Here is a 25379-nt window from a genome sequence, read left to right on the forward strand (position 1 = left end):
GGCCCGTTCACGTCCCACCCCTTGCCGGTGGCCCGCCGCGCAGGCTGGCGTGCCCCACGATGCCACGATAGAAAGCGCTTACCGTCCCCTTCGTTCCGCTGCACCACGCCGCTGCTCCACCCGCCACCGAGGAATCCGCCCCCGCCCGAAGGGGGAGAGAGGCCGGGCCGTGACACGCAGGACCGTACGCATCGCCATGAACGGCGTGACCGGGCGCATGGGCTACCGCCAGCACCTGGTCCGCTCCCTCCTCGCCCTGCGCGACCAGGGTGGACTTCCCCTGGACGACGGCACGGTCATCTGGCCGGAGCCGGTGCTGGTCGGCCGCTCCCCGCAGAGACTGCGGGCCCTGGCCGAGCGGCACGGCCTCACGGAACGGTCCTGCGACCTCGACGCCGTACTGGCCGACGACAGCATCGAGATCTACTTCGACGCCCAGGTCACCGCCGCCCGCGAGGAGGCCGTGAAGAAAGCGATTGCTGCCGGCAAGCACGTCTACGTCGAGAAGCCCACCGCGAGCAGCCTCGCCGGCGCCCTCGAACTCGCCCGGCTCGCCCAGGAGGCCGGCGTCAGGAACGGCGTCGTCCAGGACAAGCTCTTCCTCCCCGGCCTGCGCAAACTCCGCCGCCTCATCGAGGGCGGCTTCTTCGGCCGGATCCTGTCCGTACGCGGCGAGTTCGGCTACTGGGTCTTCGAGGGCGACTGGCAGCAGGCCCAGCGCCCCTCCTGGAACTACCGGGCCGAGGACGGCGGCGGCATCGCGGCCGACATGTTCCCGCACTGGGAGTACGTCCTGCACGAGCTGTTCGGCCCGGTCCGCACCGTCCAGGCGCAGCTGACCACCCACCTCCCGCGCCGCTGGGACGAGTCCGGCACGCCGTACGACGCCACCGCCGACGATGCCGCCTACGCCGTGTTCCAGCTGGCCGGCGGCATCGTCGCGCAGATCAACTCCTCCTGGGCGGTGCGGGTGCACCGCGACGAACTCGTGGAGTTCCAGGTGGACGGCACCGAGGGCTCGGCCGTCGCCGGGCTGCGCGGCTGCCGGGCGCAGCACCGCTCCGTCACCCCCAAACCCGTCTGGAACCCCGACCTCCCGGCGGCCGAACCGTTCCGCGCGCAGTGGCAGGAGGTCCCCGACAACGCCGACTTCGACAACGGCTTCAAGGCGCAGTGGGAGCTCTTCCTGCGGCACGTCGTCCGCGGCGAGCCCTGGCGCTGGGACCTGGCGGCCGGCGCCCGCGGCGTCCAACTGGCCGAACTGGGCGCCCGGTCGTCGGCGGAGGGCCGCCGCCTGGACGTCCCGGAGCTGGGCCGGTGACCGCCCCGGCGCCGGGCAGCGCCACCTCCGGGCCCGCGGTCGACCCGGCGCCCGGAGCCCGTCCCCCGTCGCGGTCCCGCACCGTCTTCGCCGCCGCCCACGTCGTCGCCGATCCGTACGCCGACACCACCCCGGACGGACCGGCCGCCCTCGACTGGGACGCCACCCTCGCCTTCCGCCACCACCTCTGGTCGCACGGCCTGGGCGTGGCCGAGGCGATGGACACCGCACAGCGCGGCATGGGCCTGGACTGGGCCGTCGCCGCCGAACTCATCCGGCGCTCCGGCGCCGAGGCCCGAGCGGCCGGCGGCCGGCTGGTCTGCGGCGCCGGCACCGACCAGCTCACCGGCGGGTCGCTCGCCGGGATCCGGGCCGCCTACGAGGAGCAGCTCGCCGTCGTCGAGGGGGCCGGCGCACAGGCCGTCCTGATGGCCTCCCGGGCGCTCGCCGCCGCGGCCCGCGGCCCCGAGGACTACCTCGACGTCTACGGTCACCTCCTCCGGCAGGCCGCCGCACCCGTCGTCCTGCACTGGCTGGGCCCGATGTTCGACCCGGCGCTGGCGGGCTACTGGGGATCGGCCGACTTGGACGCGGCCACCGGCACCTTCCTGGAGCTCATCGCCGCCCACCCCGGCAAGGTCGACGGCGTCAAGGTCTCCCTGCTGGACGCCCGGCGGGAGATCGCGCTGCGCCGCCGCCTGCCGCGGGGCGTGCGCTGCTACACCGGCGACGACTTCCACTACCCCGAGCTGATCGCGGGCGACGACCAGGGCTTCAGCCACGCCCTGCTCGGTGTCTTCGATCCGCTGGCCCCGTTGGCGGCGGAGGCCGTCCGGCTCCTCGACACCGGCGATCCGGCCGGCTTCCGTGAACTCCTGGACCCCACCGTCGCGTTGGCCCGCCACCTCTTCCAGGAACCCACCCGCTACTACAAGACCGGTGTCGTCCTGCTGGCCTGGCTGGCGGGCCACCAGTCGCACTTCACCATGGTCGGCGGCCTGCAGTCGGCCCGCTCGCTGCCCCATCTGCACCGCGCCCACGAACTCGCCGCCGCGCTCGGCCTGTTCCCGGACCCGGACCTCGCCGCCCACCGGATGCGCCGGCTGCTGTCCGTCCACGGCGCGGAGGACGCCTTCCCGGCCCCGGGCACGGCGAAGCGGAACGGAGCCCCCGCATGACCGACGACCTCACCGACCTCACCGGCCTCACTGGCTCCACTGTTCCCATCGGCCGTTCCGGACTCTCCCGGCTGAGCCTCAATCAGGAGACCCTCCGGCAGTGGTCGCTGCCCGAACTCGCCGACGGCTGCGTACGGGCCGGTGTCCCCGCCGTCGGGCTGTGGCGCGCGCCCGTTCAGGCGTACGGCGTGGCCGCGGCCGCCCGGCTCGTCCGCGCGGCCGGGCTGCGGGTCAGCAGCCTGTGCCGGGGCGGGTTCCTCACCGCGCTCGACCCCGGTGAACGGGCGGCGGCCCTGGACGACAACCGGGTGGCGGTCGACGAGGCCGCCACCCTGGGGACGGACACCCTGGTGCTGGTCTCGGGCGGGCTGCCGCCCGGCAGCCGCGACCTGCCCGGCGCCCGGGAACGGATCGCGGACGCCCTGGGGGAGTTGGCGCCGTACGCCGCGCAACGGGGCGTACGGCTGGCGATCGAACCGCTGCACCCGATGTACGCGGCGGACCGGTGCGTGGTCTCCACGCTCGCCCAGGCGCTGGACCTCGCCGAGCGCTTCCCCGCGGACCGGGTCGGGGTGGTCGTGGACACCTACCACCTGTGGTGGGACGACACGGCCGGGGCGCAGATCGACCGCGCCGGGGCGGCCGGCCGGATCGCCGCCTTCCAGCTGGCCGACTGGATCACCCCGCTCCCGGAGGGCGTCCTGCTGGGCCGCGGGCAGTTGGGGGACGGCGTGGTGGACCTGCGCTGGTTCCGGGAGCGTGTCGAGGCGGCCGGCTACCGGGGGCCGATCGAGGTGGAGATCTTCAACCCGGGGCTGTGGGCCCGCGACGGCACCGAGGCACTGGCCGAGATCGTGGACCGTTTCCGCCGCCACGTGACCGCCCCGCCGGAGCCCGGGCCGGCGGCGCAAGGTGAACGGAATTCGTACGAGGGGTGACGGGGAAATAACTCTGCGGATGCGCGCAACCGTTGGCGGTCCGGAGAGGTCATAGCTGTCGCTGGCCCCCAGGAGGGGGAGGGATCCGGGGGGATCCGGGGCCGGCGTGGGAGGGGGAATCGAGGGGCCCGACCTTGGGGGGACGGGCCCCTCGATGGTGATCCCGCCGACGCCGCACCACCGGGCCAGGACGTCCGGACCACCCGCCGAGGGCGAGGCCCCGGCCGCGTTGTCGGACCCCGGCGGTACCGTCGGGGCATGGTCAACGCAGCCGTGGTGGAAGGGGTCCTGGAGCGGATCACGTACGCCAACGAGGAGAACGGCTACACCGTCGCGCGGGTCGACACCGGCCGGGGCGCGGGCGATCTGCTGACCGTCGTGGGCGCGCTGCTGGGGGCGCAGCCGGGTGAGTCGCTGCGCATGGAGGGCCGTTGGGGCTCGCACCCCCAGTACGGCAAACAGTTCCTGTGCGACAACTACACCACGGTCCTGCCGGCCACCATCCAGGGCATCCGCCGCTATCTGGGCTCCGGTCTGATCAAGGGCATCGGCCCGCGCATCGCCGACCGCATCGTCGAGCACTTCGGCACCGACACCCTCGACGTCATCGAGACCGACCCCGGGCGCCTCGTCGAGGTGCCGGGCCTGGGCCCCAAGCGGACCAAGATGATCGGCGCGGCCTGGGAGGAGCAGAAGGCCATCAAGGAGGTCATGGTCTTCCTCCAGGGCGTCGGGGTCTCCACGTCCATCGCCGTGCGGATCTACAAGAAGTACGGCGACGCCTCGATCTCCGTCGTCCGCAACCAGCCCTACAAGCTCGCCGCCGACGTCTGGGGCATCGGCTTCCTGACCGCCGACCGCATCGCCCAGGCCGTCGGGATCCCGCACGACAGCCCGGACCGGGTCAAGGCGGGCCTGCAGTACGCCCTGTCGCAGTCCACGGACCAGGGGCACTGCTTCCTGCCCGAGGAGCAACTGATCGCCGACGCGGTCAAGTTGCTCCAGGTGGACACCGGCCTGGTGATCGACTGCCTGGGCGAGCTGGCCGCGGAGCCGGAGGGCGTGGTGCGCGAGAAGGTGCCCGCCGGGGAGGACGGCGCGGAGGTCACCGCCGTCTATCTGGTGCCGTTCCACCGCGCGGAGATCTCGCTCGCCGGGCGGCTGACCCGGCTGCTGCGCACCGACGAGGACCGGATGCCGGTGTTCCGGGACGTCGACTGGGACAAGGCGCTGGCCTGGCTGGCCCGCCGTACGGGCGCCGATCTGGCGCCCGAGCAGCAGGAGGCGGTGCGGCTGGCGCTGACGCGGAAGGTCGCGGTGCTCACCGGCGGCCCGGGCTGTGGCAAGTCCTTCACGGTCCGTTCCGTCGTCGAGCTGGCCCGCGCCAAGAAGGCCACGGTCGTGCTGGCCGCGCCCACGGGCCGGGCCGCCAAGCGGCTGTCGGAGCTGACCGGCGCGGAGGCCTCCACGGTCCACCGCCTCCTTGAGCTCAAGCCCGGCGGGGACGCCGCCTACGACGCGGACCGGCCGCTGGACGCCGATCTGGTGGTCGTCGACGAGGCGTCCATGCTGGACCTGCTGCTGGCCAACAAGCTGGTCAAGGCGGTCCCGCCGGGCGCCCATCTGCTGCTGGTGGGCGACGTCGACCAGTTGCCGTCCGTCGGGGCCGGCGAGGTGCTGCGGGACCTGCTGGCCCCCTCCGGCCCGGTGCCGGCCGTCCGGCTGACCCGGATCTTCCGGCAGGCCCAGCAGTCCGGCGTGGTCACCAACGCCCACCGCATCAATTCCGGCGTCCCGCCGCTGACCACCGGGCTGACCGATTTCTTCCTCTTCGCGGAGGAGGACAATGAGGAGGCCGGGCGGCTCGCCGTGGACGTCGCGGCCCGCCGCATCCCGGCGAAGTTCGGTCTCGACCCGCGCCGGGACGTCCAGGTGCTGACCCCGATGCACCGCGGCCCGGCCGGAGCGGGCGCGCTGAACGGTCTGCTCCAGCAGGCCATCACCCCCGCCCGCCCCGACCTGCCCGAGCGGCGTTTCGGCGGCCGGGTCTTCCGGGTGGGCGACAAGGTCACCCAGGTCAGGAACAACTACGAAAAGGGCAGTAACGGCGTCTTCAACGGCACGGTGGGCGTGGTCACCGCCCTGGACGAGGTCGAGCAGCGGCTGACGGTCCGCACGGACGAGGACGAGGAGGTCCCGTACGACTTCGACGAACTCGACGAACTCGCGCACGCCTATGCCGTGACGATCCATCGCTCGCAGGGTAGTGAGTATCCAGCGGTGGTGATTCCGGTCACCACCAGCGCCTGGATGATGCTGCAGCGCAATTTGCTGTATACCGCCGTCACCCGGGCAAAGCGTTTGGTGGTGCTGGTCGGCTCCCGGAAGGCCCTGGGGCAGGCCGTACGCACGGTTTCCGCCGGTCGGCGGGGTACGGCGCTGGCTCACCGGCTCGCCGGGGCGATGTGATGTCACTCCTCTTTCCCAATCGGGGCGAACGGGAGCAGGATGGGACACTGACGCGGCACTGAGTGCCGTAATGGGGCCCTATGGCCGACCCCGAGTGCACATCCAAGGTCCAAATGGGGGAAGGTATAGGCAGTCAGGGCACCTCGAAGAAGAGGCACAACGTCGGTGAGGGATGACGTGAGCGACAACTCTGTAGTACTGCGTTACGGGGACGGCGAATACAGCTACCCGGTCGTCGACAGCACTGTCGGCGACAAGGGCTTCGATATCTCGAAGCTGCGCGCCCAGACCGGTCTGGTGACCCTGGATTCCGGTTACGGCAACACCGCGGCATACAAATCCGCGATCACCTATCTCGATGGTGAGCAGGGAATTCTTCGTTACCGCGGGTATCCGATCGAGCAGCTCGCGGAGCGCAGCACGTTCGTCGAGACCGCGTACCTCCTCATCAACGGTGAGCTGCCCACCGTCGACGAATTGTCGGCCTTCAAGCAGGACATCACCTACCACACCCTGCTCCACGAGGACGTCAAGCGCTTCTACGACGGCTTCCCCCGGGACGCCCACCCGATGGCCATGCTGTCCTCGGTGGTCAGCGCGCTGTCGACCTTCTACCAGGACAGCCACAACCCGTTCGACGAGCAGCAGCGCCACATCTCCACGATCCGGCTGCTGGCCAAGCTCCCGACGATCGCGGCGTACGCCTACAAGAAGTCGGTCGGCCACCCGGTCGTCTACCCGAGCAACGACCTCGGCTACGTCGAGAACTTCCTGCGGATGACCTTCTCGGTGCCCGCCGCCGACTACGAGCTCGACCCGGTCGTCGTCAGTGCCCTGGACAAGCTGCTGATCCTGCACGCCGACCACGAGCAGAACTGCTCGACCTCCACGGTCCGCCTGGTCGGCTCCTCGCAGGCGAACCTCTTCGCCTCGATCTCCGCCGGTATCAACGCCCTGTGGGGCCCCCTGCACGGCGGCGCCAACCAGTCCGTGCTGGAGATGCTGGAGCGCATCCAGCGCGACGGCGGCGACGTCGACGCCTTCATCCGCAAGGTGAAGAACAAGGAAGACGGCGTGAAGCTCATGGGCTTCGGGCACCGCGTCTACAAGAACTTCGACCCCCGGGCGAAGATCATCAAGGCGGCGGCGCACGACGTCCTCTCCGCGCTCGGCAAGTCGGACGAGCTGCTGGACATCGCCCTCAAGCTGGAGGAGCACGCGCTCTCCGACGACTACTTCGTCTCGCGCAAGCTCTACCCCAACGTCGACTTCTACACCGGTCTGATCTACCGGGCCATGGGCTTCCCGACCGAGATGTTCACGGTGCTCTTCGCGCTCGGCCGGCTCCCCGGCTGGATCGCCCAGTGGCACGAGATGATCAAGGAGCCGGGCTCCCGCATCGGCCGCCCGCGCCAGATCTACACCGGCATCGTCGAGCGCGACTTCGTCCCGGTCGAGCAGCGCTGACGCCCTGTGCTCACTCCGCCGGGCAGCTCGCCCGGCGAGTGAGCCGAAGGAGCGCGCCTGTGTCGAGAAGTCGAGCACCGTCGACTTCTCGACACGGGCTTTTGCGCCCCGGAGGCGAACCGAGCCACGAAAAAGCAGGAAGCGCCCCGCCTCCGGATCCCCCCACGGGTCCAGAGTGCGGGGCGCTTCCCTTGTCCCGGTTGGATTCCCCCCACGGGATCCGTCCGGGCGTTCCGGGTTGCACCGCGCTCCGCCGGGACGCGCACATCGGGAGGGCCGCTCAAAGCTCCCCGGGCACGTCGCCCCGGCCACGCGTAGCCGTGGCACGGTCCCCCAAGACCGACACGGCTGGTGCAGTGCAAGCCCCGCCGGGGTGCCTGCACTGCCCGGTTAGACTCACGACCCCCCTCAATGGTTACGTTCCGATGAGTGTGATCTGGGTCTCTTGCCATATGGGGGCGAATGCGGTCAAGGCCCTCGATCTGGAGATCGGGGCCCTGGGGTATGGGTGATGTGTCCCGGAGTGTGGACGTTGTGTCAACTGTAGGGATTATGTGAAGGTTTGAATGGTTACGCGCGCCGGCGCGGGCCACGCCCCCTGAGGGTGGCGACCCGCACCCGCGCGCACGGACCGGCGAACCGGAATCAGGCCGCCCGGCCCACCAGCTCGTAACCCGCCTCGTCGACGGCCGCCCGCACCGCCTCCTCGTCCAGCGGCGCCTTCGAGGTGACCGTCACCAGCCCGGTGGCCGCGACCGCCTGCACCCCGCTCACGCCCGGGATCTCCGAGATCTCCGACGACACCGCCCCCTCGCAGTGGCCACAGGTCATGCCGGTGACCTGGTACGTCGTGGTGACCTCGCCGGCCTGGACATCGGTGGCGCCGGAGTGGCAGGAACCTTCCGGGGCGCAGCAGGAGCTGTTCTCAGTCATGGGTTCTCCTCGTGATGCAGATGCCGAGCTTCTGTCCGAGCTTCGACCGACCTTGGTCACCCTATACCCCTGGGGGGTATAGGTCCAAGCGAGGGCACGCCGGTTTCCGGTAGGTGCACGCCCGTCGCGTTGCCGGGTGCCCCGCCGCGCGTCAGCCTTGGGATACGGACTCGGAGCCGATCCGAGGAGGCGGCGCATGGCCGTACTCGCCTTCTACGCCCTGCTGGCGCTCACCACCCTGCCGCCGTTCGTCCCCAACTCCGCCCTGCTCGTCTCCGCCGGCGTCCTCGCCTCCCGGGGCGCGCTCTTCCTCCCCCTCGTCCTGCTCACCGTGGCGGGCAGCGCGCTGACCGGGGACCTGCTGATGTTCCTCGCCGCCCGCCGCTTCGGCGCGCCCGTACGGGACTGGATGCGCCGCAACCCGCGTCGCCGCGCACTCCTCGACTGGACCTCCCTGCGCATCGAGCGCTACGGCGTCCCGTTCGTGATCGCCGTACGGTTCCTCCCCAGCGGCCGGGTCGCCGGCGCGCTGGCCTCCGGCGTGCTCCGCTACCCGCTGCCCAAGTACCTCCTCGGCGCCGGCATCGCCGAGGCGACCTGGGCGGCGTACTCGGTCGGCCTCGGCTACCTCGGCAGCGCCACCGCCGGCCGCCCCCTGTACGCCGCCGCCATCGGCCTGGGCGTCTCCTGTGCGGTCGCCGCCGTCGCCACCGCCCTCCAGTGGGCCTCCCGCCGCCGGGCGGCCCGCCGCGCGGCTACCGCTCCCGGCCCGCCGTGCCCGCGTCCGCCCGACCGCTCGGAGCTGCCGGACCCGCCGTAGCGCGGACGTCGGCGAGCGCCACCGGCGCACCGGACCGCCGGGACCGCTCGCACGCCTCGGCCACGTACAGCGCCTCCAGCGCGTCCCCGGGCGGGCACGGGTTCGCCGCCCGGCCCGCGGCCACCTCGGCGAAGACCCCCAGCTCGGTCACGTACGCCTCGTGGAAGCGCTCCATGAACGTCGCGTACGGGGCGGCCGCCCGCCGCCACGACAGCCGCGGCTCCGCGGACGGCAGCGGCGCACGGTCGTCGAGCCCGACGATCCGGGTGCCCCGCGAGCCGCACACCTCCAGGCGGACGTCGTGCCCGGCGCCGTTGTAGCGGGTCGCGGTGACCGTCGCCAGGGTGTCGTCGTCGAACCGCAGCAACGCGGCGCAGGTGTCGACGTCGTCGCCGTCGGCGAAGAAGGACGCACCGCGGTTGGCGCCCTGCGCGTAGACCGAGACCACCTCGCGGCCGGTGAGCCAGCGCAGCACGTCGAAGTCATGGATGGAGCAGTCCCGGAACAGCCCGCCCGAGGTGGGGATGTACCCGGCCGGCGGCGGGCTCTGGTCACTGGTGCAGGCGCGCAGCGTGTGCAGCCAGCCCAGCTCGCCCGAGCGCAGCGCCTCACGGGCGGCCCGGTAGCCCGCGTCGAAGCGCCGCTGGAAGCCGATCTGGACCGGTACCGAGCCCGGCCGGGCCCGCTCCACGACGCCGATCGTGCCCGCCACGTCCAGGGCGACCGGCTTCTCGCAGAAGACCGGCACACCGGCGTCCAGTGCCTGGTGGATCAGGGCGGCGTGCGCACTGGTCGCGGCGGTGATCACCACCCCGTCCAGGCCGCCCGCGTACAGCTCCGGGATGTCTGCGGCCGCGCGCACGCCCAGCGTCTTCGCCAGCGACGCGGCCCGCGCCGGGTCGGCATCGGCGACCACCAGGTCGGTGACGCCGGGAACCTGCTGAAGGGTCTGGGCGTGGAACGCGCCGATGCGCCCGGTGCCGATGAGGCCGATCTTCACTTCTCGGTCCTTCCAGGAGGTGGCGGTGACGGCCGTGGTCGGAACGCGTGTTGGAACGGTCCAACGGTGGTCGTCCCGCGCACCCTGCAGGTCCGGATGTCCGCATGTCAACCCTCCGCGCAGGCCGGAGGGCCGTCCTCAGGGAGGATGAAGGGTGGCCGACGGTCCGGACGTTGACGGTCACCTGCGGCGATGGCAGGATCCCGATGCATGGAACGGTCCAATGAGCGCGGTGACGACCTGCGGGCGGCCGCCGGCCGGCCCCCGACGATCCGCGGCGTCGCCGAACGCGCCGGCGTCTCCAAATCCCTGGTCTCGCTCGTCCTGCAGGGCTCACCGCGGGTCAGCGACGCCAAGCGGCGGGCCGTCCAGGACGCCATCGACGAGCTCGGCTACCGACCCAACGCCGCCGCCCGCAGCCTCGTCGCACGCCGCACGCACACCGTCGGCGTGCTCCTGAACGACCTGCGCAACCCCTGGTTCGTCGACCTCCTCGACGGCCTGAACTCCGTCCTCCACGCCCACGGCCTGCGCATGCTGATGGCCGACGGCCGGCTCGACCGGCGCACCGGCCAGGACGTCGCCCGCACCTTCCAGGAACTGCGGGTCGACGGCCTCGTCGTCGTCGGCACCCTCCCGGACACCGACGGCCTCGCCGAGGTCGCCGAGCGGCTGCCCACCGTCATCGCGGGCAACCACGAACCCCGGCTCCCGCACGTCGACATCGTCGCCAACGACGACGAACGCGGCGCCCGGCTCGCCACCGAGCACCTGATCTCGCTCGGCCACCGGCGGATCGCCCACATCGCCGGCCGCGGCGTGGTCGGCACCCTGCGCCGCCGCGGATTCGAGGCCGCCGTACGCGCCCACGGCCTGCACACCGCCGCCGTGGTGGAGAGCGCCGACGGCACGGAGGAGGGCGGCTACCGCGCCGCCGTACGGCTCCTCAACCCCGCGCGCCGCACCGAACGCCCCACCGCCGTCTTCGCGTTCAACGACATCTCCTGCGTCGGTGCGCTCTCCGCGGCCCAGGAACTCGGGCTGACCGTGCCCGTCGACCTCTCCCTCGTCGGCTACGACAACACCTACCTCGCCCGCATCCGCCACCTCTGGCTGACCTCGGTCAACAACGCCAGCCACGACGTCGGCCGGCGGGCCGCCCGCTGCCTCCTCGACCGCATGGCGGGCAGGGACGCCCCGGCCGGCCCGCACCCGCCGACCGGTGCGGACCTGCCCGCCGGCCACCAACTCGTCGCCCCGGAACTGGAGATCAGAGGGTCCACGGCGCCGCCGGCCGGAGCCGCATAGGCACCCGGCCGCCCCTGGCGCGCCACGCCCGCGGGTATCCGCCCACGCCCGCCGCCCTCCGGCTACTCCTGCCGCCCCGCCCGCAGGTCACGGTCCACCGCCCGCAGCAGCACCAGCAGCATCCGGTTCAACGGCGTCGCGATGCCGTGCCGTTCAGCCGCCCGCACCACCGCGCCGGTGAGGTACTCGTGCTCCAGCGGGCGGCCCGCGAGCCGGTCGTACAGCATCGACGAACCACCGTCCGGAGGCGCGTGCGCGTACAGCTCCAGCGTCCGCGCGATGTCCGCGTCACCGATGTCCGCCCCCTCCGCGCGGGCCACTGCCGCCGCCTCCCGCAGCAGATCGCGGCTGAGCGCCGCCATCTCCGGATCCGCGAAGACGCCGATCCGCTGCTGGAGCAGCGCCGTGAGGGGGTTCGCCGCGAGGTTCGTGAACAGCTTGCGCCAGACGGCCGTGGTGAAGTCCGGCACCGGATGCACCCGCAGCCCCGAACCGGCCAGCAGCGCGGCGAACCGGTCCGCCAACGGGCCCTCGGGAACGTGCAGTTCACTCGCGACGTGGTGCCGGACCCGGCCGGGCGCGATGCGCTCGGCGGAGATGTAGACCACGGTCGGCAGGACCGCGGTCCCCGGAGGAACGAGCGGCACCACCCGCGCCTCCTGGTCGATGCCGTTCTGCAGCACCGCGACGACGGTCCCGGGGCCGCACAGCCGCCGCAGCCAGCCCTCGGCACTCGCGGTGTCCTGCGCCTTGGTGGTCAGCAGCACCCAGTCGACCGGTGCCACCCGCGCCGGATCGGTGACGATCCGCACCGCGGCGGCACGGACCTCGCCGCCGCTCTCGACGGCGAGGTCCCGCAACGGACTGCGGACGCACAGCGTGACGTCCAGACCCGCCCACCGGGCGAGGGCGGCGACGTACCCGCCGATCGCACCGGCCCCGATCACCGCGACCCGCGCGGGCGCGGCGGCGGCCCGGTCCGGCACGGAGGCGGCCTGGGGTGTCTGGGCCATACCTCGATCGTAGCCACGCGGCCGGGCGTCACACCCGTACCGCTTCGGGTGGCGTCGCTACCGTCCGCGCCGGCCCGGCCGCTGCGCCACCCACGTTCTGACCGTGTCCGCGAACCAGTACGGTTTCCCGCCCTCCACCAGATCCGGTTCGGGCAGCAGCCCGTGCTTGCGGTACGAGCGCACGGTGTCCGGCTGCACCTGGATGTGTGCCGCGATCTCCTTGTACGACCAGAGCCTGCGGTCGGTCATCTCTGCCACCTCCTGAGCGCCGCACGCGGGGCCGGCCCGGGGTGAGCCGGCCGGAGCCGCGCACGGCCTGGTGATCACTGAGCCTGTGCCCGGACAACGACGCTCGGTGACCATCGGCGAGGGGCTGTCGAGCGGTTGTGACCGAAGGCCCGGGGAACTGTGACAGCCGTGACGCACGCCGTACGCCTGTGACGGGAGGCAGATACCGGTCCCCACGGGGACCGTGGCCCGCACGGGACCCGTGCCCCCCCCGCAGAGGCCTATGCCTGCTCGCCCGCCGCCCTGCGCAGCTCGTGCTCCAGGTCCTCCAGGGCCAGCCCCTTCGTCTCCGGTGCGTAACGCCGGCAGAAGACCCAGGACAGCACGCACATCGCCGCGAAGAACCAGAACGTACTGCTCGCGCCGACCGCGTCCAGCAGCACCGGGAAGACCAGCGCCACCGCGAAGTTGACCATCCACATCGCGAACACCGCGGCGCCCATGGCCAGTCCGCGCACCCTGAGCGGGAACATCTCGGCGAGCAGCAACCACACCCCGGTGTTCAGCGTGGCCTGCATGAACGCCATGTACAGCACCATCAGGCCCAGCACCAGCACGCTGACGGCCGGCGAGTGCGGGAGGTGGAAGGCCGCCCCCAGCAGCGCGAGCGCCACCGTCATCCCCGCCAGCCCGCAGAGCAGCAGGGGACGCCGGCCGACCCGGTCGATCAGTGACATCCCGATCGCCGTGGCCACGACAGAGACCGCCCCGACGGCGATCGTGGCCGTGATGGCGGCGCCGGTGCCCAGACCGGTCGACGCGAGGATCTTGGGCGCGAAGTACACCACCGCGTTGACGCCGGTGATCTGCTGCACCGCCGCCAGCCCGATGCCGACCAGCAGCAGCCGCCGCACCCACGGCGTACGCAGCTCCCGCCAGGCGCCGCGCCGGGCGTCCGCCTCCAGGCTGCGGGCGTGGTCGATCCGGGCCAGCTCGGCGGGCACGTCGTCGGCCGGCAGCGTACGGCCGAGCACCCGCGCCGCGTCCGCCCGCCGCCCCTTGCTGATGTACCAGCGCGGGGTGTCGGGCAGGAAGAACAGCCCGGCGAACAGCGCCACCGCGGGCAGCGCGGCGAGCCCCAGCATCCAGCGCCAGGCCGCCCACTGCGCCAGGACCGCGTTGAGGAGATACGCGAGCAACTGCCCGCTGACGATCATGAGGGAGTTGAAGGAGACCAGCCGGCCCCGGATGTGCGGGGGCGCGATCTCGGACAGATACAGCGGGGTGATCACGGAGGCGCTGCCGACGGCCAGCCCGAGCACGAACCGCGCCATCGTCATGAACGGCACGGTGGGGGAGAGCGCGACGGCCACCGCACCCCCGATGAACACGGCACCGGCCCACAGCAGCGCATCGCGCCGGCCCAGCGCGTCGGACATCCGCCCGCCGATCAGCGAACCGAACGCGGCGCCGATCAGCAGGGCACTGGTGATGACGCCCTCACCCAGCGACGTCAGGCCGAAGTGGCTCTCCATGAAGGGCAGCGCGCCGGAGATCACCCCGGTGTCGTAGCCGAACAGGGCGCCACCGAGGGCGGCGATGGCAGCGATGCCGACGATGAAGCGCTTGGCGTTCCGGTCCCGCGCGGCAGGACGCTGACCGGCGGACGCCACCTGGCTGGTCGCAGCGCCCATCGTCAGCCCCGCCGCGCCGTGCGGCCCGGCCGTGCCACGGCACCGGCGACGGGGACCGCATCCGTCCCCTGAGCGGGTGCTGTGAGCTGATGCGGAACGGGCACGACACGCGCGACAAACATAGGAACGAGGGCCTTTCGGTACAGCTCCGGATGCGGGTAGGGGTACGGCGGGTACGGGCCCACGGGGGCGGGCGCGGCGGGTACGGGTACGGCTGCGGCCGCCGGCTCAGCGATACATCGCCGGGCGCTCGACCAGCTCCACCGTGACGCGCTCACCGGTGGCCTGGGCACGCACACCGGCCTCGCACACCGCGGCCGCGGCATAGCCGTCCCAGCAACTGGGGCCCTCGACCTCGCCGCGGCGGGTCGCGTTCACCCAGAGCTGCACCTGACGGTCGTACGCGTCCTCGAAGCGCTCCACGAAACCGGGCGGAATGGCGCCGCCCCAACGGCCGGCGGTGTTGCTGAAGACGCCGCGGTCGTCACCGATCCGGGCGGTGCCGCCCTCGCAGACCGCCTCGCAGCTGACCTGGTAGCCGAAACCGCAGTTGACGAAGATCTCGGTGTCCACGACCTGGCCGCCGGCGGTCTCGAAGAGGACCAGCTGCGGGTCGCTGAGCCCCTCGGGCGCGTTCCCGGTGGGGGCGGGGCGCAGCACGCGGACGGCGGTGATCTCGTCGTCCAGCAGCCAGCGCGTCACGTCGATCTCGTGCACCACCGAGTCGTTGATCATCATCGCGTTGGTGAAGCCGGGCGGGGTGTCCGCGTTCCGGTGCCGGTTGTGCAACATCAACGGGCGACCGTAAGTCCCTTGTGAGAGAAGGGACTTGAGGCTTCGGTAATCCACGTCGTAACGGCGCATGAAGCCCACCTGCACGCGGCGGTGGCCCAGCGCCTGCTCGGCCTCCAGCACGCGCAGCGCGGACGCGGCGTCCGGCGTCAGCGGCTTCTCGCACAGCACGGGCAGATCGCGCGCGAACGCCTCCAGCAGCGCCGCCTCGTGCGCGGGACCGGGTGAGGCGATCAGCACCGCCTCGACGGCCGGGTCGTCCATGGCGGCGGCGGGATCGGTGTAGGGGGTGCAGCCCTCGATGCCGTCCGCCAGATGCTTCACCCGCGCCGCGTCGATGTCCGCCACCGCCGCCACCCGGGCCCCGCTGATCACCTCGTCGATCCGCCGCACATGGTCCGCCCCCATCCGCCCGGTACCGATGACCGCCACCCCGAGCGTCCCGCGGGAACCCGCGCCACCGCGCTCACTCATACCGTCCTCCATGCCGCTGCCGTGCTCCATGCCGTCCTCCATGTCGTCCCGCACTCCTCACACCCTGGCTCAGGCGCCGCAGGAGCGCAGGAAGCGGCGGGTGCGTTCGGCGATGGGGAACGGGCGGTCGGGCGGGCAGGGGTACATGTCCTGCTCGACGATGGCGAAGAGGTCGACGTCCAGCTCCTGCGCGGCTTCCAGGACGGGCGGCAGCGCGGGCACGCCGAGCGGCGGTTCGCACATCACGCCCTGCTGGACGGCCGGGCCGAACGGCGTGCCCTTGGCGACGACGTCGCTGAGGATGTCCGGGTCGACCTGCTTGAGGTGCAGGTACCCGATCCGTTCGCCGTAGGTGCGGATCAGCTTGACGCTGTCGCCGCCGCAGTAGGCGTAGTGGCCGGTGTCCAGGCACAGGTTGACCAGGTCGGAGTCGGTGACGTGGAGGAAGCGCTCGACGTGCTCCTCGGTGTCGATGTGGGTGTCGGCGTGCGGGTGGACGACGATGTCGAGCCCGAACTCGTCGCGCACCCGCTTGCCCAGGCGCTCCATGCCCGTCGTGAGGTGCTTCCACTGCTCGACGGTCAGCTCGCGGGGTTCGAGCTCCTCGGCGGTCTTGTCGTCCCGCCAGAAGGACGGGATGACGACGAGGTGCCGGGCGCCCATGGCCTGGGTGAGGGTGGCGACCTCGGAGACGTGGGCCCAGGTCTTGTCCCATACGGACGGGCCGTGGTGCAGCGAAGTGAAGATCGTGCCGGCCGAGACCTTGAGGTCGCGGCGGGCGATCTCGTCGTGGAGCACGGCGGGGTCGGTGGGCAGGTAGCCGTACGGGCCGAGTTCGATCCACTCGTAGCCGGCCCGGGCGACCTCGTCGAGGAAGCGCTGCCAGGGCACTTGCTGGTCGTCGTCGGGGAACCAGACTCCCCACGAGTCGGGGGCCGAACCGACGCGGAGACGGTCCAGGACGGGCGGGGCGGCATGGCGTGCGGGCATGCTGCGGCTCTCCTCTCGCCGGTCGGCGGTGACCGGGAAGGCGCGGGGTGGGGTTGTGGGGCACAGCCTCTCTGCCGCCCCGGGGAGTGTCAAGACTTCGTCCTGACATAAGGACGTAAGGACTTGTGGGTCGGGTGAGGCTGCCGGGTGGGGGTGGCCGGCCGGGTCGGGGTTTCGCTTTGACGTCAGAATGTAAGGACAAACTGTTGACAGGGTCTGAGGGTCACCGTTAGACCTTTCCTCGGACGGGAGGACGGAACCCCGGTCCCGCTGAGCGCAGACCCGCTGAGCGAAGCGAATCCTTTCGCGTGAGAAGCAGGATGTGGCGCGCTGAGCCGAAGGGGCGTGTATGACCGAGTCGTACGACCTGATCACGATGGGCCGGATCGGGGTGGACCTGTATCCCCTGCAGACCGGTGTGTCGTTGGCGCAGGTGGAGACGTTCGGGAAGTTCCTGGGGGGCTCGGCCGCGAACGTCGCGGTGGCGGCCGCCCGGCTCGGGCGGCGCAGCGCGGTCATCAGCCGGACCGGCGCGGACCCGTTCGGGGACTTCCTGCATCAGGCGCTGCGGGGGTTCGGGGTGGACGACCGGTGGGTGACGCCGGTCGCGGCCCACCCGACGCCGGTGACCTTCTGCGAGATCTTCCCGCCGGACGACTTCCCGCTGTATTTCTACCGGCGTCCCAAGGCCCCCGACCTCGACATCCACCCGGAGGAGCTCGACCGGGAGGCGATCGCGGCCGCGCGGATCTTCTGGGTCACCGGTACGGGGCTGTGCGAGGAGCCGAGCCGCAGTGCCACCCTGGCCGCGCTGGAGGCCCGCGCCAAGTCCGGACCGACCGTCTTCGACCTCGACTGGCGGCCGATGTTCTGGGGCGGCGAGGGGGGCGCCTCCGGGGACGGCGGGGCGACCGGCGCCGCGGCGCGGGCCACCGCCCGGCCGTATTACGAGGCCGCCCTGCGGCACGCCACCGTAGCGGTCGGGAACGTGGACGAGGCCGAGGTGGCCACCGGGCTGCGCGACCCCAAGGCGTGTGCGCAGGCGCTGCTGGACATGGGCGTCGAGCTGGCCGTCGTCAAACAGGGCCCAAGGGGGTGCTGGCCGTGCACCGGGACGGCCGGGTCGCCGAGGTGCCGCCCACCCCCGTCGAGGTCGTCAACGGGCTCGGCGCCGGGGACGCGTTCGGCGGGGCGCTGTGCCACGGCCTGCTCTCCGGCTGGGAGCTGGAGCGGATGACGCGGTACGCGAACGCGGCCGGGGCGATCGTCGCCTCCCGGCTCGCCTGCTCCTCCGCGATGCCCACCCGGGAGGAGGTCGAGGAGTTCCTCGCCGCCCGGTGAACCGGCGGTGACTCCCCGCCCGTTCTCCCCGCCCCGCTACGCCGCCCGCCGTCCGTCCCCTCCCCGCTCCTCCCCGCCCCGCCCCCAGAAGGTGAGTTGACCCTTGTCCCCTCGGATCAGTGATCTCGCGACGTTGCGGGCGCGGCAGCCCGGAGCGGTGGCGGAGGCCGCCGCCCGGCGTACCCGCCGGCCGCTCATCGGCGACAGCGGGCGGCTGATGATCGTGGCCGCCGACCACCCGGCCCGCGGTGCGCTCGCCGTGGGTGACCGGCGGCTCGCCATGGCCAACCGCCTGGACCTGCTCGAACGCCTGGTGCTCGCGCTGTCGCGGCCGGGGGTGGACGGGGTGCTGGCCACCGCCGACATCCTGGAGGACCTGCTGCTGCTCGGTGCCCTGGAGGGCAAGGTGGTGATGGGTTCGATGAACCGCGGCGGGATCGCCGGCGCGTCGTTCGAGATGGACGACCGGTTCACCGGGCACCGGCCGCAGGACCTGGCCCGGCTCCGGTTCGACGCCGGGAAGCTGCTGCTCCGCATCGACTACGACGATCCCGGGTCGCTGACCACGATGGAGACCACCGCCCGCGCCATCGACGCGATGGCCGAGCGGGAACTGCCCGTCTTCGTCGAGCCGTTCCTGTCGTCCCGAATAGACGGCCGGGTCCGCAACGACCTCAGCCCGGAGGCGGTCATCCGCTCCGTCGCCATCGCCTCCGGCCTCGGCGGCACCTCCGCGTACACCTGGCTGAAGCTGCCGGTCACCGACGACCCGGAGGCGATGGCGCGGGTCTGCGAGACCACCACGCTGCCCGCGGTGCTGCTCGGCGGCGACGTCGGCTCGACCGTCCGGGAGCAGGAGGCCGCGTACGAGAAGTGGGCCAAGGCGCTGCGGCTGCCGACGGTGCAGGGCCTGGTCGTCGGGCGGTCGCTGCTCTATCCGGCCGACGGCGATGTCGCGGCCGCCGTGGACACCGCCGTCGGCCTGCTGTAAACGCCGCGATAACCGCAGGAGACTTGAGACATGAGTGCTGAATTCCCCCCGAAGGGCAGGCCCCATCCCGAGGCCGGGACCGGTCCCGAGGGCAGGCCCCACCCCGAGACGGGGTTCCTCACCGGGCCCGGCGCCCCTCCCGGGCCGCGCCCCGCCCGCCGGCCGATCTCCACCTCAGAGCCGGCGGAGCCGCGCGCGGTCCGTACGCCGTGGACATCGACCCGGAGCGGGCCGGCTGGGGGTATTCCTCGTTGCGGGTCCTGGAGCTGGCGCCCGGGGGGCAGCACGCGTTCGACACCGGGGACAGCGAGTGGATCGTGCTGCCGTTGTCCGGCGGGTGCACGGTCGTGGTGGACAGCGGTGCGGAGTTCGAACTGCTCGGCCGGGACGACGTGTTCAGCGGGGTCACGGACTTCGCGTACGTGCCGCGGGACGCGCACGTGGGCATCGCCAGCGAGGCCGGTGGCCGGTTCGCGCTGACCGGCGCCCGGTGTGAGCTGACGCTGCCGGCCGCTACGGCGCCGCCTCCGAGGTGCCGGTGGAGCTGCGCGGCCGCGGGAACTGCTCGCGGCAGGTGAACAACTTCGCCGCGGCCGGCACGTTCGAGTGCGACCGGCTGATCGCGGTGGAGGTGCTCACCCCGGGCGGCAACTGGTCGTCCTACCCGCCGCACAAGCACGACGAGTGCCGCCCGGGCGTGGAGTCCGAGCTGGAGGAGATCTACTACTTCGAGATCGCGTCCGCGCACGGGACGGAGGGCGTCGGTTACCAGCGCGTCAGCCCGTCCGGGCACGGCCGCGGCACGGACGTGCTCGCCGAGGTGCGGGGCGGCGACGCGGTGCTCATCCCGGACGGCTGGCACGGGCCGTCGATCGCGACGCCCGGCCATGCCATGTACTACCTCAACGTCATGGCCGGCCCGGGGGAGGAGCGGGAGTGGCTGATCTGCGACCACCCCGAGCACGGCTGGATCCGTGACACCTGGCCCGACCAGCCCGTCGACCCCCGCCTTCCGCTCTACGACGCGCCCGTAGGAGACGTCTGATGAACGCCGCCCCGACGACCCGCCGCCTGACCGTCGCGCAGGCCCTGGTCGAGTTCCTCGCCCACCAGTACACCGAGCGGGACGGCCGGCGGCAGCGGCTGATCGGTGCCTGCTGGGGCATCTTCGGCCACGGCAACGTCGCCGGTATCGGCCAGGCGCTGCTGGAGTCCGGTACGGCACTGCCGTATCTGCAGGGCCGCAACGAGCAGGCGATGGTGCATGCCGCGGTCGGTTACGCCCGGCAGTGCGACCGGCTGTCCGCGCACGCCGTCACCACGTCCATCGGTCCGGGCGCGACCAACCTGGTCACGGGCGCGGCGCTGGCCACCGTCAACCGTCTGCCGGTGCTGCTGCTGCCGGGTGACACCTTCGCCACCCGGCCCGCCGAGCCGGTGCTGCAGCAGCTGGAGGTGCCGCACGCCGGAGATGTGTCGGTCAATGACGCGCTGCGTCCGGTGTCGCGCTATTTCGACCGGGTGACCCGGCCGGAGGCGCTGATCCCGGCGGCGATGCAGGCGATGCGGGTGCTGGCCGATCCGGTGGACACCGGGGCGGTCACGCTGGCGCTGCCGCAGGACGTGCAGGCGGAGGCGTACGACTGGCCGGAGGAGTTCTTCGCCGACCGGGTGTGGCGGGTGCCCCGGCCGGCCCCGGACGCCGCCGCGCTGGCGGAGGCGGTGTGGGCGGTCCGCGGTGCCCGCCGGCCGTTGGTGATCGCCGGTGGCGGGGTGCACCACTCGGAGGCGGAGGAGGCGCTGCGGGAGTTCGCCGACGCGACGGGGATCCCGGTGGCGTCGACCCAGGCCGGGAAGGGCTCGCTGCGCCATGACCACCCCTGTGACGTGGGCGGGATCGGGCACACCGGTACGGCGACGGCCAACGCGCTGGCCCGCGAGGCGGACCTGGTGATCGGCGTGGGCACCCGCTACACGGACTTCACCACCGCGTCGGCGACGCTCTTCGCGGAGCCGGGCGTGCGGTTCGTCAACCTCAACATCGCCGCCTTCGACGCGCACAAGCTCGGCGCGCTGTCGCTGGTCGCCGATGCCCGGGCGGGCCTCGCGGCGCTGACGGGCGCGCTGGCCGGGCACCGGGTGGAGAAGGAGTACGAGGCGGCGTACGGGGCGGCGAAGGAGGAGTGGGAGCGGCGGGTGGACGCGGCGTACGGTGCCGCGGACGCGTCGGCGCGGCCGTCCCAGACGCAGGTGCTGGGGGCGCTGGACGCGCTGGTGGACGACTCCGACATCGTGATCAACGCGGCCGGGTCGCTCCCCGGTGATCTGCACAAGCTGTGGCGGGCCCGGTCCCGCCGGCAGTACCACCTGGAGTACGGGTACTCCTGCATGGGCTACGAGATCCCGGCGGCGATCGGGGTGCGGCTGGCCGCGCCGGACCGTCCGGTGTGGGCGCTGGTCGGCGACGGTACGTATCTGATGAATCCCACCGAGATCGTCACCGCGGTGCAGGAGGGCATCAACTTCACCATCGTGCTGATCCAGAACCACGGGTACGCCTCGATCGGCGGGCTGTCCGAGGCGACCGGCGGTGAGCGGTTCGGGACGGCGTACCGCTTCCGGGCCGGCGACGGTACGTACACGGGGGCGCCGCTGCCGGTGGATCTGGCCGCGAACGCCGCCTCGCTCGGGATGCGGGTGATCCGGGCCGCGTCGGTCGGTGAGCTGCGGGCGGCGCTGGCCGAGGCGCGTGGCGCGAACCGCCCCACATGTGTCTATGTCGAGACCGAAACGGCTGACACTGTGCCGGGCGCGCCGGAGGCGCAGGCCTGGTGGGATGTTCCTGTTGCCGAGACCGCGACGCGTCCGGCGGCGGTCGCCGCGCGTGCGGCGTACGACCGGCAGGCCGCCGGGCGCCGCCGCCACCTCTGACCCACGTTCCCCATCGTCACAGCGAAGTCGTCACAGCGAAGTCGTCACCCCAGAAAGGCCCCTCGCATGAAGACCCTCAGCCACTGGATCGGCGGTAAGCCCGTCGAGGGCGTCTCCGGCAACTTCGGTCCGGTCTACAACCCGGCCACCGGCGCCCAGGAGAAGCAGGTCGCCTTCGCCTCGGCCGGAGAGGTGGACGCGGCGGTGCGCGCCGCGAAGGAGGCGTTCGCGACGTGGGGCACCAGCTCCCTGGCGAAGCGCACGTCGGTGCTGTTCAAGTACCGCGAGCTGGTCGACGCGCACCGTGAGGAGCTGGCCCGGCTGATCACGGCCGAGCACGGCAAGGTGCATTCGGACGCGCTCGGTGAGGTCGCCCGCGGTCTGGAGATCATCGAGCTGGCCTGCGGCATTCCGGAGAAGCTGAAGGGCGAGCTGTCCACGCAGGTGTCCACCCGGGTGGACGTGGCGGCGATCCGCCAGTCGCTGGGTGTGGTCGCGGGTATCACGCCGTTCAACTTCCCGGCGATGGTCCCGATGTGGATGTTCCCGATCGCGATCGCCTGCGGGAACACGTTCGTGCTGAAGCCGAGCGAGAAGGTGCCGAGCGCGGCGTTCAAGCTGGCGGAACTGGCGGCCGAGGCGGGTCTGCCGGACGGTGTGCTGAACGTCGTCAACGGCGACAAGGTGGCGGTGGACGCCATCCTCGCGCACCCGGACATCGCCGCGGTCTCGTTCGTCGGTTCCACGCCGATCGCCCGGTACATCCACACCACCGGTACGGCGAACGGCAAGCGGGTGCAGGCGCTGGGCGGCGCGAAGAACCACATGCTGGTGCTGCCGGACGCCGACCTGGACCTGGCCGCGGACTCGGCGATCAACGCCGCGTACGGCTCGGCCGGTGAGCGCTGCATGGCGATCTCCGTCGTCGTCGCGGTGGGCGACACCGCCGACCCGCTGATCGGCAAGATCAAGGAGCGGGCCGACAAGCTGCGCATCGGCCCCGGCGACGACCCGGCGTCCGAGATGGGCCCGCTGATCACCAAGGTCCACCGCGACAAGGTCGCCTCCTACGTCTCGGGTGCCGCGGCACAGGGCGCGGACGTGGTCATCGACGGCACGGGCTACACCGTCGAGGGCTACGAGGACGGCCACTGGATCGGCGTCTCGCTGCTGGACAACGTCACGCCGGAGATGGACGCCTACCGTGACGAGATCTTCGGCCCGGTGCTGTCGGTCGTGCGGGTGGAGACGTACGACGAGGCGATCGCGCTGATGAACAACTCGCCGTGGGGCAACGGCACCGCGATCTTCACGCGGGACGGCGGCGCGGCCCGCCGCTTCCAGCTGGAGGTGGAGGCCGGCATGGTCGGCGTGAACGTGCCGATCCCGGTGCCGGTGGGCTACCACTCGTTCGGTGGCTGGAAGGACTCGCTCTTCGGCGACCACCACATCTACGGCAACGACGGCGTGCACTTCTACACCCGCGGCAAGGTCGTCACGACCCGCTGGCCCGACCCGTCGGACGGCGGCATCAACCTGGGCTTCCCCAGCAACCACTGACAAAAACCGCATGCCCCGACCCCCTGCCGGCCCGTTCCCGGCGGGGGGTCCGGTGCGTTCGGGGCCCTTGCTAACGTGCTCCCTCGCACACCGATCGGACGAGCGGCGCGCCGGGTTGGCGGGGCACCGGGAACAACGGGGGACGAATGCAGTCATCCATGGCGCTCACCAAGGGCGCCCGCATCACGGGCGGGGCATTCTGCCTGCTCTTCTTCCTGTTCACGGCGTACTGGCTGGCCGTCGATCTGGGCGAGTTCGGCATCGACGGGATGTGGGGGTACTGGACCTTCCAGCGTCCCACCGGCCTGAATCAGGTCACCGGGCCGTTCCATCTGGGGCTGGCGCTGCTGCAGTTGGCGGCGGTGATCACGGCGTTCGCCGGACAGCGGGTGGCCGGCGGGCTGCTGGCGGTGGCGACGACGCTGACCTTCGCCACGACGCTGCAGGCGATCGTCAGCGTCGGCAACCACACCAGTGACGACAAGTGGTTCCAGCACGCGGAGACCGGCACCTCGACCTTCGACGGGGTGTTCATCAGCAGCGGTCTGCTGTTCCTGCTGACCATCGTCGCCGGGGTGGTGCTGCTCGCCGGAATGCGGGCCTGGCCCCGCCCGAAGCCCAGTGAGCCGCCGATGCGGCCCGCCGGGCAGGCCGGTGTGGTGGCCGGGCTGGTGCTCGGTGCGATGGCGCTGTGCCTGGTCATCTGGCACGTCTACATGCTGGTGCAGAACGGCACCGGGTCCTTCGAGATGCTCTACCTCGGCCGGGGCGCGCTGCCGTCGCTGCTGAGCCTGGCGCCGGGCTGGTCGGGGCTGGTGTTCCTGATCCTGACCGCGCTGGCCGCGCTCAACAGCCTCATGCGGGGCGGTGCGGCCCGCGGGCTGGCGATCGGGCTGTCGGTGGTGTCGCTGCCGGGTGCCGTGCTGACGCTGATCGGGCTGGCCGCCAACGGGTCGCTGTTCACGCTGAACGAGTCGATGCCGGGCCTCAGCGTGCTGGGCGATGTGCAGCTGCTGCTGGACCTGTTGGGTTCGGCCGCCCTGCTGGCGCTGATGGCGCGCGGCGAGCCGGTGGCCCCCGGCTGGCATCCGCCGGCCCCGGCACCGCAGTTCGGGGTGCCCGGCTACGTCCCGCCGGCCGGCCCGCCGCAGCCGCCGATGCCCGGCTGGCAGCCGCCGGTGCCGCCCGGCCCTCCGGTGCCGCCCGGCCCTCCGGTCGGCGGCCCGCCGCTGCCGCCCCCGGGCAACCCGCCGCAGCCGCCGGGCGGTTTCGGCCCCGCCCCGTACTGATGCGTCGTCCGCCGGGGTAATTCGCTGGCCAACGGGCGGTGCGGGTGCCACTGTCCGTCTTCTATGACCCACGACACGACGAACGACACGACGAACGACAGGTTGGACGACCAGGACAGCGGCGCCGGCAATGCCATCGTCACCGAGCGGCTGGTGCTGCGGTCCTGGCCCGCGGCCGATCTCGCCGCGGTGCTCGCCGGCACCCGGCAGCCGCACTGGGCGGCGGACTTCCCCGACGAGGGCGACCGGGTCATCGCCGGTTTCATCGACGGCAACGCGGACGCCCGCGGCGCGTTCGGGCAGCGGCAGATCCTGGAGCGGGACAGCGGCCTGGTGGTCGGCGCGATCGGACTGTTCTGGCCGCCGGCCGACGGCGCGGTGGAATTCGGCTACGGCGTGGTGCCGTCCCGCCGGGGACGCGGCTACGCCCCCGAAGCGGTCCGCGCCCTCGCCGCGTTCGCGCACACCGCGCCCGGCGTGGACACGGTGTACGCCAACGTCGAGCTGACGAACCCGGCGTCCGTCCGGGTCCTGGAGAAGGCCGGGCTGGAGCACTGCGGCGGCGACGGCGAGCTGGCCCGGTACCGGTGGACGGAACCCACGCGCTGACGGCAGCCCGCCGCGGCCGCACCCGTCGGAAAT

General features: G+C 72.3%; 19 protein-coding genes and 2 pseudogenes. 14 read left to right on the top strand and 7 right to left on the bottom strand.

The annotated features are described in order from the left end of the window. The first annotated feature begins 169 nt into the window (after positions 1 to 169). The 5 genes from OJ254_RS14555 to OJ254_RS14575 all read left to right on the top strand — a co-directional run bounded on the left by OJ254_RS14555 (position 170) and on the right by OJ254_RS14575 (position 7373). Positions 170 to 1321 carry a Gfo/Idh/MocA family protein gene (locus tag OJ254_RS14555; RefSeq protein WP_265362674.1) on the top strand — a complete coding sequence of 384 codons (1152 nt, stop codon included), beginning with the start codon at positions 170 to 172 and terminating at the stop codon, positions 1319 to 1321. Then, positions 1318 to 2499, top strand: coding sequence for a dihydrodipicolinate synthase family protein (locus tag OJ254_RS14560; RefSeq protein WP_265362675.1), 1182 nt, complete (start codon positions 1318 to 1320; stop codon positions 2497 to 2499). The genes OJ254_RS14555 and OJ254_RS14560 overlap by 4 nt, the downstream gene beginning before the upstream one ends. After that, the gene (locus OJ254_RS14565; RefSeq protein WP_265362676.1) at positions 2496 to 3437 is read left to right on the top strand and encodes a sugar phosphate isomerase/epimerase family protein; all 942 of its coding nucleotides are present in this window, start codon (positions 2496 to 2498) and stop codon (positions 3435 to 3437) included. The genes OJ254_RS14560 and OJ254_RS14565 overlap by 4 nt, the downstream gene beginning before the upstream one ends. Before the next feature lie 258 nt (positions 3438 to 3695). Continuing rightward, on the top strand, positions 3696 to 5906 hold the full coding sequence (gene recD2, locus OJ254_RS14570; RefSeq protein ID WP_265362677.1) for an SF1B family DNA helicase RecD2: 2211 nt from the start codon (positions 3696 to 3698) through the stop codon (positions 5904 to 5906). 177 nt (positions 5907 to 6083) lie between these two features. Then, positions 6084 to 7373, top strand: a complete 1290-nt coding sequence (locus OJ254_RS14575) for a citrate synthase (RefSeq protein ID WP_265362678.1) — start codon at positions 6084 to 6086, stop codon at positions 7371 to 7373. 645 nt (positions 7374 to 8018) lie between these two features. Here OJ254_RS14575 and OJ254_RS14580 read toward each other — a convergent pair. Continuing rightward, on the bottom strand, positions 8019 to 8306 hold the full coding sequence (locus OJ254_RS14580) for a heavy-metal-associated domain-containing protein (RefSeq protein WP_265362679.1): 288 nt from the start codon (positions 8304 to 8306) through the stop codon (positions 8019 to 8021). A gap of 196 nt (positions 8307 to 8502) precedes the next feature. Here OJ254_RS14580 and OJ254_RS14585 point away from each other — a divergent pair, with 196 nt between their 5' ends. Continuing rightward, positions 8503 to 9126: a DedA family protein gene (locus OJ254_RS14585; protein WP_265362680.1), complete on the top strand. Its 624-nt coding sequence runs from the start codon at positions 8503 to 8505 to the stop codon at positions 9124 to 9126. Here the strand turns inward: OJ254_RS14585 and OJ254_RS14590 are convergent. Next, positions 9062 to 10126, bottom strand: coding sequence for a Gfo/Idh/MocA family protein (locus tag OJ254_RS14590; RefSeq protein WP_265362681.1), 1065 nt, complete (start codon positions 10124 to 10126; stop codon positions 9062 to 9064). The two genes, OJ254_RS14585 and OJ254_RS14590, sit on opposite strands and share 65 nt — an antisense overlap. A gap of 210 nt (positions 10127 to 10336) precedes the next feature. Between OJ254_RS14590 and OJ254_RS14595 the strand changes: the two genes are divergently transcribed. Beyond that, complete coding sequence (locus tag OJ254_RS14595; protein ID WP_265362682.1) at positions 10337 to 11434, top strand: LacI family DNA-binding transcriptional regulator; 1098 nt, start codon at positions 10337 to 10339, stop codon at positions 11432 to 11434. A gap of 62 nt (positions 11435 to 11496) precedes the next feature. Here OJ254_RS14595 and OJ254_RS14600 read toward each other — a convergent pair whose 3' ends face one another. From OJ254_RS14600 to OJ254_RS14620, 5 genes are all read right to left on the bottom strand, one after another. After that, positions 11497 to 12447 (bottom strand): 2-dehydropantoate 2-reductase, encoded by a 951-nt coding sequence (locus OJ254_RS14600; RefSeq protein ID WP_265362683.1) that lies wholly within the window; start codon positions 12445 to 12447, stop codon positions 11497 to 11499. A 57-nt stretch (positions 12448 to 12504) separates the two neighbouring features. After that, positions 12505 to 12696: a helix-turn-helix transcriptional regulator gene (locus OJ254_RS14605; RefSeq protein ID WP_030804605.1), complete on the bottom strand. Its 192-nt coding sequence runs from the start codon at positions 12694 to 12696 to the stop codon at positions 12505 to 12507. A 260-nt stretch (positions 12697 to 12956) separates the two neighbouring features. Further along, the gene (locus tag OJ254_RS14610) at positions 12957 to 14369 is read right to left on the bottom strand and encodes a sugar porter family MFS transporter (RefSeq protein ID WP_265362684.1); all 1413 of its coding nucleotides are present in this window, start codon (positions 14367 to 14369) and stop codon (positions 12957 to 12959) included. 228 nt (positions 14370 to 14597) lie between these two features. Further along, positions 14598 to 15635 (bottom strand): Gfo/Idh/MocA family protein, encoded by a 1038-nt coding sequence (locus OJ254_RS14615; protein ID WP_265365155.1) that lies wholly within the window; start codon positions 15633 to 15635, stop codon positions 14598 to 14600. A gap of 69 nt (positions 15636 to 15704) precedes the next feature. Further along, positions 15705 to 16625: a sugar phosphate isomerase/epimerase family protein gene (locus OJ254_RS14620; protein ID WP_265362685.1), complete on the bottom strand. Its 921-nt coding sequence runs from the start codon at positions 16623 to 16625 to the stop codon at positions 15705 to 15707. 349 nt (positions 16626 to 16974) lie between these two features. Between OJ254_RS14620 and iolC the strand changes: the two are divergent. The 7 genes and pseudogenes from iolC (at position 16975) to OJ254_RS14655 (ending at position 25346) form a co-directional block, all read left to right on the top strand. Next, positions 16975 to 17966 (top strand): annotated as a pseudogene (gene iolC, locus OJ254_RS14625) (5-dehydro-2-deoxygluconokinase). Positions 17967 to 18069: 103 nt separating this feature from the next. After that, on the top strand, positions 18070 to 18957 hold the full coding sequence (locus OJ254_RS14630) for a Cgl0159 family (beta/alpha)8-fold protein (protein WP_265362686.1): 888 nt from the start codon (positions 18070 to 18072) through the stop codon (positions 18955 to 18957). Between the two features lie 209 nt (positions 18958 to 19166). Next, positions 19167 to 20002 (top strand): annotated as a pseudogene (gene iolB / locus OJ254_RS14635) (5-deoxy-glucuronate isomerase). After that, the gene (gene iolD, locus OJ254_RS14640) at positions 20002 to 21888 is read left to right on the top strand and encodes a 3D-(3,5/4)-trihydroxycyclohexane-1,2-dione acylhydrolase (decyclizing) (protein ID WP_265362687.1); all 1887 of its coding nucleotides are present in this window, start codon (positions 20002 to 20004) and stop codon (positions 21886 to 21888) included. Before iolB ends, iolD begins: the two are co-directional and overlap by 1 nt. 66 nt (positions 21889 to 21954) lie before the next feature. After that, complete coding sequence (locus OJ254_RS14645) at positions 21955 to 23448, top strand: CoA-acylating methylmalonate-semialdehyde dehydrogenase (RefSeq protein ID WP_265362688.1); 1494 nt, start codon at positions 21955 to 21957, stop codon at positions 23446 to 23448. Positions 23449 to 23606: 158 nt separating this feature from the next. Then, on the top strand, positions 23607 to 24737 hold the full coding sequence (locus tag OJ254_RS14650; RefSeq protein WP_265362689.1) for a hypothetical protein: 1131 nt from the start codon (positions 23607 to 23609) through the stop codon (positions 24735 to 24737). A gap of 63 nt (positions 24738 to 24800) precedes the next feature. Further along, positions 24801 to 25346: a GNAT family N-acetyltransferase gene (locus tag OJ254_RS14655; protein WP_341483613.1), complete on the top strand. Its 546-nt coding sequence runs from the start codon at positions 24801 to 24803 to the stop codon at positions 25344 to 25346. Positions 25347 to 25379: the final 33 nt, after the last annotated feature.

This window comes from Streptomyces endophytica, from assembly GCF_026153355.1.
GTDB lineage: Bacteria > Actinomycetota > Actinomycetes > Streptomycetales > Streptomycetaceae > Streptomyces > Streptomyces endophytica.